The sequence below is a fragment of the Streptomyces sp. NPDC058964 genome (assembly GCF_042741275.1).
Lineage (GTDB): Bacteria > Actinomycetota > Actinomycetes > Streptomycetales > Streptomycetaceae > Streptomyces.
The window spans coordinates 1-9,653 of record NZ_JBHYKH010000348.1 but is presented as its reverse complement, the minus strand read 5'-3'; the positions used below and the strand labels follow the sequence as shown (position 1 = coordinate 9,653).

Here is a 9,653-nt window from a genome sequence, read left to right as displayed (position 1 = left end):
CCCGGGACCACACGGGAACTCCGCCGCGGCGCGTGTGCGTTGGCAGGGCACCAGGATCCGTAAGCCCGGCCCCGCCTCCAGGCCCATCGCCTGCGGAAATCCCGGACCCCGCCGGTCCCCCGCACTGTGACGTGTGGCACCATGCTGGCCACCCCCCCACCGGCACAGCCACCACAGGAGACACTCCTAGTGCAGCAATCCGCCGTCCCGGAACTGGCACACACCCACGCCCGGCCCATCCACTGGGTCGCGACCGCAACCGCTGTCGCCGGAGTCGTGGCCCTCTCCTCCGTCCTGCAGCCCGGCTCGGCCACAGCCGCCCAGCCCACCGCCGGCACCGAGGCGAAATCCGCCCCCGCGGCCGCCGCGCCACCCAGCACCCGGGGCGTCCACTTCCCCTTGGAATGCGGTCCGGTGAAGGCAGTGGTCCAGAAGAAGGCCACTGGAGACCTCGACGGTGACGGCCGCCCCGAAACGGTCGTCGTGGTGCACTGCAACGCCCCCATGGGCACCCCGCCCGACGCCGTGTACGTCCTCACCCGGGCCGCCGGCGCCGACCGGCCCCGAATAGTCGCGACCCTCGTCGCCCCCAAGGACCGGTTCACCGTCACCGACTTCACCGTCCGGGCCGGAGCCGTCACCGCGACCCTGCTCGGCTACTCCTCGTCCGATGTGCCCAGTTGCTGCCCCGACGTGAAGACACCGGCCAAGTGGCAGTGGAAGGGCGGCGCGTTCGTCCGCTCCACACCCGTCGGCACCCACAGCGTCTGAGCCCCGACGCAGGACCCGGACATGCCAAACACGCCCTGGGAACCCAGGGCGTGTGAGAAATCAGACAAATATCACGCCGCGTGTCCGCGGTATCACTCCGCGTCGGGTCCGTAGACCTCGACCCTGTCCGAAACCCGACGCACGTGGATGCACTCGCCGGGACATTCCCGCACCGAATCCACCACGTCCGTCAGAAGCGGCAACGGCACCGCCGTCACTGCCCCCTTGGCCTGCAACAGCTCGTCGTCCGCGCCCTTCACATAGGCCAGGCCGTCGATGTCCAGCTCGAACACCTCGGGCGCGTACTGGGCGCAGATCCCGTCGCCCGTACACAGATCCTGGTCGATCCAGACCTCCAGCGCCTCACTGCCGGCCGGGGCCTCCTGCTGCACGGTCATCTCTCCTGCCGTTTCTGCGCCGGGCCTGACGGGAATCCGGCCAGCTCCGGCGGGTGTTGAACGCTTCGAGCCTACCTCCGGCGGCTTCCCAATCATGTTCGGTGGGTATTCCCCTGGCGTGAGGGAGAGCGCAAGGGTGAAGATCGGACACTCCTTGACAGTCTTTGTGATCTAGGGGTTTCAATCGACACCCACCCAGGTAGGGTCTGGAAGCGTCCAGCTCCCCTTGGAGGAGGTGAGGACCGTGGCAGCCCACGACGACGACATGAACCGCGGCATCCGCCCGGGACGAGGGTCCGACGACCCGGCCGGGCAGATCGCCTACCTTGAGCAGGAGATCGCCGTCCTGCGACGCAAGCTCGCCGACTCTCCGCGACACACGAGGATTCTCGAAGAGCGGATCGTCGAGCTGCAGACGAATCTGGCCGGCGTGTCCGCCCAGAACGAGCGACTCGCCAACACGCTCCGCGAGGCCCGAGACCAGATCGTGGCCCTCAAGGAAGAGGTCGACCGGCTCGCCCAGCCACCGGCCGGCTTCGGGGTCTTCTTGCAGGCCAACGAGGACAGCACGGCCGACATCTTCACCGGCGGCCGCAAGCTCCGCGTGAACGTCAGCCCCAGCGTCGACCTCGACGACCTCAGGCGCGGCCAGGAAGTCATGCTCAACGAGGCGCTCAACGTGGTCGAGGCCATGGAGTACGAGCGCGTCGGGGACATCGTCACCCTCAAGGAGATCCTCGAGGACGGCGAGCGGGCCCTGGTGCTCGGGCACACCGACGAGGAACGGGTGGTACGGCTCGCCGAGCCGCTGCTGGACGTCACCATCCGCCCCGGCGACGCCCTGCTGCTCGAACCGCGCTCCGGCTACGTCTACGAGATCGTCCCCAAGAGCGAGGTGGAGGAACTCGTCCTCGAAGAGGTCCCCGACATCGGTTACGAGCAGATCGGCGGCCTCGGCGGCCAGATCGAGGCCATCCGCGACGCGGTCGAGCTGCCGTACCTCTACCCGGACCTGTTCAAGGAGCACGAGCTCCGGCCGCCGAAGGGAGTCCTGCTCTACGGGCCTCCCGGATGCGGAAAGACGCTCATCGCCAAGGCCGTGGCCAACTCTCTCGCCAAGAAGGTCGCGGAGGTGACCGGCCAGGCCGCCGGCAAGAGCTTCTTCCTCAACATCAAGGGCCCCGAGCTCCTCAACAAGTACGTCGGCGAGACCGAGCGTCAGATCCGCCTCGTCTTCCAGCGCGCACGGGAGAAGGCCAGCGAGGGCACCCCCGTGATCGTCTTCTTCGACGAGATGGAATCCCTCTTCCGCACCCGTGGCTCCGGCGTCAGCTCGGACGTGGAGAACACCATCGTCCCGCAGCTGCTCGCCGAGATCGACGGCGTGGAGGGCCTGCAGAACGTGGTCGTGATCGGTGCCTCCAACCGCGAGGACATGATCGACCCCGCCATCCTGCGCCCCGGCCGGCTCGACGTGAAGATCAAGATCGAGCGTCCCGACGCCGAAGCGGCCAAGGACATCTTCGGGAAGTACCTCACCGAGCGCCTCCCGTTGCACGCGGACGACCTCGGCGAGCACGGCGGCGACAAGGGCGTCACGGTCCAGAGCATGATCCAGACCGCGGTCGAGCACATGTACGCCGAATCCGAGGAAAACCGCTTCCTGGAGGTCACCTACGCCAACGGTGACAAGGAAGTCCTCTACTTCAAGGACTTCAACTCCGGCGCCATGATCGAAAACATTGTCGGACGCGCCAAGAAAATGGCGATCAAGGAATTCCTCGAGCACAACCAGAAGGGTCTCCGCGTCTCCCACCTGCTCCAGGCCTGCGTGGACGAGTTCAAGGAGAACGAGGACCTGCCCAACACCACCAACCCCGACGACTGGGCCCGCATCTCCGGTAAGAAGGGCGAACGGATCGTCTACATCCGTACCCTCATCACCGGAAAGCAGGGCGCGGACACCGGACGCTCCATCGACACGGTGGCGAACACCGGCCAGTACCTGTAAAGGCGGGGCGGGGGGGGGGGGGGGGCCCCCCCCCGGGGACCCCCCCCCCGACTGTTTTGCAGGCCACGGCTGGAGCAGGCAATGACGCAAATGATCTCCCCACCGGCGCGGAGGCGTTCTAGGCTCTTTCCTACCGCCGAGTCGCGCAGTGCGGGGACGGGCACCGCACACGCACCGGAGCGCCAGCGGTACTTGAGCGGCGTCCACGACCGAGGGTGCCGCCGGGCAAGGAGGGCCGCATGACCGTACGGCGAGTAATGGGCATCGAGACGGAGTACGGGATCTCCGTCCCCGGCCACCCCAACGCCAATGCCATGCTCACCTCATCCCAGATCGTCAATGCCTACGCGGCGGCGATGCACCGGGCCCGCCGGGCCCGCTGGGACTTCGAGGAGGAGAACCCACTGCGGGACGCCCGGGGCTTCGACCTCGCCCGCGAGGCCGCCGACGCCAGCCAGCTCACCGACGAGGACATCGGCCTCGCCAACGTCATCCTCACCAACGGCGCCCGCCTCTACGTCGACCACGCACACCCCGAATACAGCGCACCGGAGGTCACCAACCCCCGCGACGCCGTCCTCTGGGACAAGGCCGGTGAGCGCATCATGGCGGAGGCCGCCGAACGGGCCGCCCAGCTCCCCGGCGCCCAGCCCATCCACCTCTACAAGAACAACACCGACAACAAGGGCGCCTCCTACGGCACGCACGAGAACTACCTGATGAAGCGGGAGACCGCCTTCTCGGACATCGTGCGCCACCTGACGCCCTTCTTCGTCTCCCGCCAGGTCTTCACCGGCGCGGGCCGCGTCGGCATCGGCCAGGACGGCCACGAGCACGGCTTCCAGCTCAGCCAGCGCGCGGACTACTTCGAGGTCGAGGTCGGCCTGGAGACGACCCTCAAACGCCCGATCATCAACACCCGCGACGAACCCCACGCCGACGCGGAGAAGTACCGCCGGCTCCACGTGATCATCGGCGACGCCAACCTGTCGGAGATCTCGACCTACCTGAAGCTGGGCACGACGGCCCTGGTGCTGTCGATGATCGAGGACGGCTTCATCGCGGTCGACCTGGCGGTGGACCAGCCCGTACGCACCCTCCACCAGGTCTCGCACGACCCGACGCTCAAGCGTCTGGTCACGCTCCGCAGCGGACGCACACTCACCGCGGTCCAGCTCCAGATGGAGTACTTCGAGCTGTCCCGCAAGTACGTCGAGGAGCGCTTCGGGGCGGACGCCGACGAACAGACCAAGGACGTCCTCAGCCGTTGGGAGGACACCCTCAACCGGCTCGAGAACGACCCGATGAGCCTCGCCGGCGAACTGGACTGGGTGGCCAAGCGAGAACTCATGGAGGGCTACCGCCGCCGCGACGGCATCGACTGGGACGCCGCCCGGCTGCACCTCGTCGACCTCCAGTACGCGGACGTACGGGCCGAGAAGGGCCTCTACAACCGCCTGGTGGCCCGGGGACGCATGAAGCGGCTCCTGGACGAGTCCGAGGTCGAGCGGGCCCGTACGAAGCCGCCGGAGGACACCCGCGCCTACTTCCGCGGACGCTGCCTGGAGCAGTACGCCGACGACGTCGCGGCGGCCTCCTGGGACTCGGTCATCTTCGACCTGCCCGGACGTGACAGCCTCCAGCGCGTCCCAACCCTCGAACCGCTTCGCGGAACGCGTAATCACGTCAAGGAGCTCCTGGACCGCTGTCGCACGGCAGAAGACCTGGTCAGGGTCCTTTCGGGCGGCTGAGAAGGCGCTCGGACCGCATCGGGCGACCGGGGTGGAAACCCCGGCGGCCGGGAATCATCGAGGTGGCCCCCGTACGTTGGAGAAACTGCGGGGCCGATGTCGGACCCGGCTTGTAGGGTCTGATCATCACCGATCGGCAGGAATGCCGACCTGTCGACCATGTCGGGCGAACTGAGCGGGGTGAGGGTTATGGCGACCAAGGACACCGGCGGCGGCCAGCAGAAGGCGACGCGCTCCACGGAGGAGGTCGAGGAGCAGACGCAGGAAGCACAGGCCTCCGACGACCTCAAGGAGCGCCACGAGAAGCTGAGCGACGACGTGGACTCCGTCCTGGACGAGATTGACGATGTCCTCGAGGAGAATGCAGAGGACTTCGTTCGAAGTTTCGTTCAGAAGGGCGGCGAGTAGCCTTCGAAACGAAGGTCATGACGGCGCTGAGGTTGGCAATCGAAGACAGCGTGAAGCGTTGCTCGCGGTGCAAGGAGCCCAGGCCGCGAGCAGCCTTCGCCAGTGACAAGGCAGCCCTTGACGGGTTGCAGGCCCGCTGTCGGGAGTGCTGGGCGGCCAAGGGGCGCGCGGGCCGCCTGAGACGCAACTACGGCCTCACCGAATCCGAGCGTGACGCGATGGTCGCCTCCCAGAAGGGGCTCTGCGTGATCTGCCCAAAGGCTCCGGCCGTACATGTGGATCACTGCCACAAGACGGGTAGGGTCCGTGGCGTACTGTGCTTCAACTGCAATTCGGCCATCGGCAAGTTGGGCGACGTTCCTGACGCCGTACGCCGGGCCGCCGCCTATCTGGAAGGAAACTCGTGGAAGCCAATACTCGTGGCACCGGGCGTCTACCAGCTGCCTTCCTGACGCCAGGGTCCTCTTCGTTCATGGACTTCCTCTCCGAGCACCAGCCCGAGCTGCTCCCCGGAAAGCGGCAGCTGCCGCCCACCCAGGGTGTGATCGAGGCGCCGCACGGCACCACCATCGTCGCCGTGACGTTCCCGGGCGGTGTCGTGCTCGCCGGTGACCGCAGGGCCACCATGGGCAACGTCATCGCGCAGCGGGACATCGAGAAGGTGTTCCCGGCCGACGAGTACTCGGCCGTGGGCATCGCCGGTACGGCGGGTCTCGCCGTCGAGATGGTCAAGCTCTTCCAGCTGGAGCTGGAGCACTTCGAGAAGGTCGAGGGTGCCCAGCTGTCGCTGGAGGGCAAGGCGAACCGGCTGTCGACCATGATCCGGTCCAACCTCGGCATGGCCATGCAGGGTCTGGCCGTGGTGCCGCTCTTCGCCGGTTACGACGTCGACCGGGCCAAGGGCCGGATCTTCTCCTACGACGTGACGGGCGGCCGTTCCGAGGAGCACAATTTCGCCGCCACCGGTTCGGGCTCGATCTTCGCGCGCGGTGCGATGAAGAAGCTGTTCCGTGACGACCTGGCCGAGGACCAGGCCACCACGCTGGTGGTCCAGGCTCTGTACGACGCGGCAGACGACGACTCGGCGACCGGTGGTCCCGATGTCGCCCGCCGGATCTACCCCATCGTCACCGTGATCACCGAGGACGGTTTCCGCCGGCTCACCGAGGACGAGTCCTCCGAGATCGCCCATGCGGTGCTGGCGCGGCGTCTGGAGGAGCCGGACGGCCCGCGGGCCGCGCTGCTCTAGCCCGGCGGCCCGTCTTTTCAAGGTGATCGCAGTGACTTCGACAGAAAGGGACGGATAACCGGTGTCGACGCCGTTCTATGTCTCACCCCAGCAGGCCATGGCCGACCGGGCGGAGTACGCCCGCAAGGGCATCGCTCGTGGTCGCAGCCTGGTCGTGCTGCAGTACGCCGACGGCATTGTCTTCGTCGGTGAGAACCCGTCCCGCGCGCTGCACAAGTTCAGCGAGATCTACGACCGGATCGGCTTCGCGGCCGCCGGCAAGTACAACGAGTACGAGAATCTGCGCATCGGCGGCGTGCGCTATGCCGATCTGCGCGGTTACACCTACGACAGGGACGACGTGACCGCCCGCGGTCTCGCCAACGTCTACGCCCAGACGCTGGGCACGATCTTCTCCAGCGCGGCCGAGAAGCCGTACGAGGTGGAGCTGGTCGTCGCGGAGGTCGGCGACACGCCCGAGGGTGACCAGATCTACCGGCTGCCGCACGACGGGTCGATCGTGGACGAGCACGGCTCGGTCGCAGTCGGCGGCAACGCCGAGCAGATCAGCGGTTTCCTGGACCAGCGTCACCAGGACGGCATGAGTCTCGCGGAGGCGCTGAAGCTGGCCGTGCAGGCCCTGTCCCGTGACACGAACGGCACCGAGCGGGAGATTCCCGCCGAGCGCCTGGAGGTCGCGGTGCTGGACCGGACGCGTCCGCAGCAGCGCAAGTTCAAGCGCATCGTCGGCCGTCAGCTGTCCCGTCTTCTGGAGGCGGACGGCGCGGCCACGGAGGCGGAGAGCTCCGAGGAGGAGTAGTCCCGTCCCACCTCGCCCCGTGTGCCCCGGCCGGCTGTCATCGGCCGGGGCACGGTCGTAGTGCCGGGTGTCATCCGTGCGGTCAGCGGTCCCGTGGCGGCGCCGTGGAGCCGCGTACGACCAGTTGCACGGGGATGTCGCCGCCGCCGGGCTCCCGGCCCTCCAGGACGGCCAGAAGGGCCTGCATGCCGCGTTCGCCGAAGAGCTCCGCGTCGAGGCGCACGGTGGTGAGCTCGGGGTCGATGGCGGTGGCGAGGGCGAGGTCGTCGAGGCCGGTTACCGAGATGTCGTCGGGGACGCGCAGGCCCAGGCGGCGGAGGGCTTTGTAGGCGCCTGCCGCGAGCTTGTCGTCGTCGCACACCAGGGCCGTGGGGCGGGGTCCGGGTGCGGCGAGGGCGGTCTCGGTGGCCCGCAGGGCGCCCTCGATGGAGATGGGGGCGTGGATGGTGCGCAGGTCGGTGCCGGGGGTGGTGCCGAGGCGTGCGGCCAGTTCTCGCGCGCGTACCTCGAAGGTCCAGGAGGCGATGTCGGCGGCGAGGTGCAGGAAGCGGCGGTGGCCGAGGTCCAGGAGGTGGTCGGCGACCTGGCGGACGCCGTCGGCGATGTCGAGGTTGACGGTGGCGGCGCCGAGGCTGCCTTCGGGGTCGCTGTCGAGCATGACGAGGGGGAGCTGGTCGCCGCGGATGGCGGTGAGGGCGTCGGCGGCCATGGAGGAGGCGATGACGCCGTCGAGGGCGGCCTGTGCGGAGGCGAAGGGGTTGCGGGCGGGGCCGATGCCTTCGGGGGAGGGGTAGAGGACGACGCCGAAGCCGTGCTGGGCGGCGACTGCGGCGGCGCCGGTGTAGACGCCGGCGAAGAATTCGGTGGTGAGGGCCGGGACGACGAGGAGTACGGTGCGGGTCCGGCCGAGGCGGAGGTTGCGGGCGGCGAGGTTGGGCCGGTAGCCGAGGTCGCGTGCGGCTTCGCGTACGCGTTCGGCGGTGGTTTCCGAGACGCGGCCGCGCCATTTGTCGCCGAGTACGAGTGAGACGGCCGCCTGGGAGACGCCGGCGGCCTGTGCGACGTCACGGCTCGTCGGGCGCGTGCTGCTGCGTGCCACCGTGGGTGCGCTCCTTCGTGTGCTGTTGTGCTGCTGCTGTGCCACCGGCGGTCGCTGTCGGCCGTCTGGACTCCTGAACAGCGCACATGGTACGTATGACAGTGGACGTTATACGTAACACGTGAAGGTGGGACATGGCCGCGGGATACGTGGAGATCCTCAGGGCGAGGTACGCGGCCCGGCTGCTGGTGGGCACGCTGGTGGGCCGGCTGCCGAACGCGACGGCGGCGATCGTGCTGGTGCTGTTCGTCCGTGCCGAGGGCGGCACCTACAGCCTCGCCGGGGCGCTGGCGGCCGTCTACGGGGTCGCCAACGCCGTGGGGCAGCCCGTGCTCGGGCGGCTGGTGGACGTGCACGGGCAGCCGCGGGTGCAGCTGCCGGCCGCGGTCCTGTCGGCCCTCGCCATGACGGTCTTCGCCTTCGGCGGCATCGACCCGCTGCCCTCCGCGTACGCCGCCGTGGCGGCGGCCGGGCTGTTCACCCCGCCCCTGGAGGGCGGTCTGCGCGCCCTGTGGCCGTCGGTGCTGCGCCGGGAGGAGCAGGTGCACACGGCGTACGCCATGGACGCCGTGGCCCAGGAAGTGATGTACACCGTGGGGCCGTTGCTGGTGACGCTGTGCGCGTCGCTGTGGTCGGAGCGGGCAGCGCTGCTCGTCCTGAACGCCGTCGGCGTGCTCGGGGCGCTCTCCGTGGTCGTCTCGCCGCCCTCGCGCGCGTGGCGTTCGGCGCCGCGCGAGGCGCACTGGCTGGGCGCGCTCAGGTCGCCGGGGCTGCTGGCGCTGCTCGCCTCGTTCCTCTTCGTGGGCATCGCGATGGGCGCCATCACGGTCGCCTCCGTGCCGTACGCCGACGAGCACGGCGGCGACGCGGTGTACGGCTGGCTGATGGCCGGGCTGGGGCTGGGCGCGCTGCTGGGCGGGACCGGGTACGGGGCGCGGCGGTGGGCCGGTGCGCCGGAGCGGCGACTGCGGGTCCTGGTGGGGCTTCTGGCGGTGTGTTATCTGCCGCTGACGCTGATGCCCGGCGCGGTGGCGATGGTGCTGCTGTCGGTGGTGGGCGGCGGGGTGCCGGGGCCGGCCCAAGCCGGTGCCGTGGGGGGCGGCGCGCCGCCCCCCCCCCGCGGCCCCGGGACCGCCAGTGGCGGTTACACAAAAACCAACCCCCCCG

At 69.1% G+C, this 9,653-nt stretch carries 10 protein-coding genes; 8 read left to right on the top strand and 2 right to left on the bottom strand.

Annotated elements, in window-relative coordinates; translation table 11 throughout:
• The first annotated feature begins 189 nt into the window (after positions 1-189).
• Positions 190-771: a hypothetical protein gene (locus ACFW2E_RS32360; protein ID WP_384471075.1), complete on the top strand. Its 582-nt coding sequence runs from the start codon at positions 190-192 to the stop codon at positions 769-771.
• Positions 772-863: 92 nt separating this feature from the next.
• Here the strand turns inward: ACFW2E_RS32360 and ACFW2E_RS32355 are convergent, their stop codons facing one another.
• Positions 864-1,169 (bottom strand): ferredoxin, encoded by a 306-nt coding sequence (locus tag ACFW2E_RS32355; RefSeq protein ID WP_384471073.1) that lies wholly within the window; start codon positions 1,167-1,169, stop codon positions 864-866.
• Between the two features lie 244 nt (positions 1,170-1,413).
• Between ACFW2E_RS32355 and arc the strand changes: the two genes are divergently transcribed.
• From arc to prcA, 6 genes are all read left to right on the top strand, one after another.
• The gene (arc, locus tag ACFW2E_RS32350) at positions 1,414-3,180 is read left to right on the top strand and encodes a proteasome ATPase (protein WP_384471071.1); all 1,767 of its coding nucleotides are present in this window, start codon (positions 1,414-1,416) and stop codon (positions 3,178-3,180) included.
• A gap of 239 nt (positions 3,181-3,419) precedes the next feature.
• Entirely contained in the window at positions 3,420-4,931 is a 1,512-nt protein-coding gene (gene dop, locus ACFW2E_RS32345) for a depupylase/deamidase Dop (RefSeq protein WP_384471068.1), read from the top strand.
• Between the two features lie 189 nt (positions 4,932-5,120).
• Complete coding sequence (locus ACFW2E_RS32340) at positions 5,121-5,339, top strand: ubiquitin-like protein Pup (protein ID WP_384471065.1); 219 nt, start codon at positions 5,121-5,123, stop codon at positions 5,337-5,339.
• Between the two features lie 17 nt (positions 5,340-5,356).
• Entirely contained in the window at positions 5,357-5,791 is a 435-nt protein-coding gene (locus tag ACFW2E_RS32335) for an endonuclease VII domain-containing protein (RefSeq protein WP_384471062.1), read from the top strand.
• Entirely contained in the window at positions 5,743-6,588 is an 846-nt protein-coding gene (gene prcB, locus ACFW2E_RS32330; RefSeq protein WP_384471059.1) for a proteasome subunit beta, read from the top strand. The genes ACFW2E_RS32335 and prcB overlap by 49 nt, the downstream gene beginning before the upstream one ends.
• Positions 6,589-6,649: 61 nt before the next feature.
• Positions 6,650-7,387: a proteasome subunit alpha gene (prcA, locus tag ACFW2E_RS32325; protein ID WP_384471056.1), complete on the top strand. Its 738-nt coding sequence runs from the start codon at positions 6,650-6,652 to the stop codon at positions 7,385-7,387.
• Between the two features lie 82 nt (positions 7,388-7,469).
• Here prcA and ACFW2E_RS32320 read toward each other — a convergent pair whose 3' ends face one another.
• Complete coding sequence (locus ACFW2E_RS32320; RefSeq protein WP_384471052.1) at positions 7,470-8,486, bottom strand: LacI family DNA-binding transcriptional regulator; 1,017 nt, start codon at positions 8,484-8,486, stop codon at positions 7,470-7,472.
• 134 nt (positions 8,487-8,620) lie between these two features.
• On the opposite strand from ACFW2E_RS32320, the gene ACFW2E_RS32315 reads away from it, so the two are divergent.
• The coding region (locus ACFW2E_RS32315) for an MFS transporter (RefSeq protein WP_384471050.1) at positions 8,621-9,653 on the top strand (1,033 nt) is incomplete at its 3' end.

Bases quoted from the DNA above. Each gene is read 5' to 3' on its own strand.
- dop (WP_384471068.1), top strand. From the start codon at position 3,420: ATGACCGTACGGCGAGTAATGGGCATCGAGACGGAGTACGGGATCTCC.
- ACFW2E_RS32335 (WP_384471062.1), top strand. From the start codon at position 5,357: ATGACGGCGCTGAGGTTGGCAATCGAAGACAGCGTGAAGCGTTGCTCG.
- ACFW2E_RS32340 (WP_384471065.1), top strand. From the start codon at position 5,121: ATGGCGACCAAGGACACCGGCGGCGGCCAGCAGAAGGCGACGCGCTCC.
- ACFW2E_RS32355 (WP_384471073.1), bottom strand. From the start codon at position 1,169: ATGACCGTGCAGCAGGAGGCCCCGGCCGGCAGTGAGGCGCTGGAGGTC.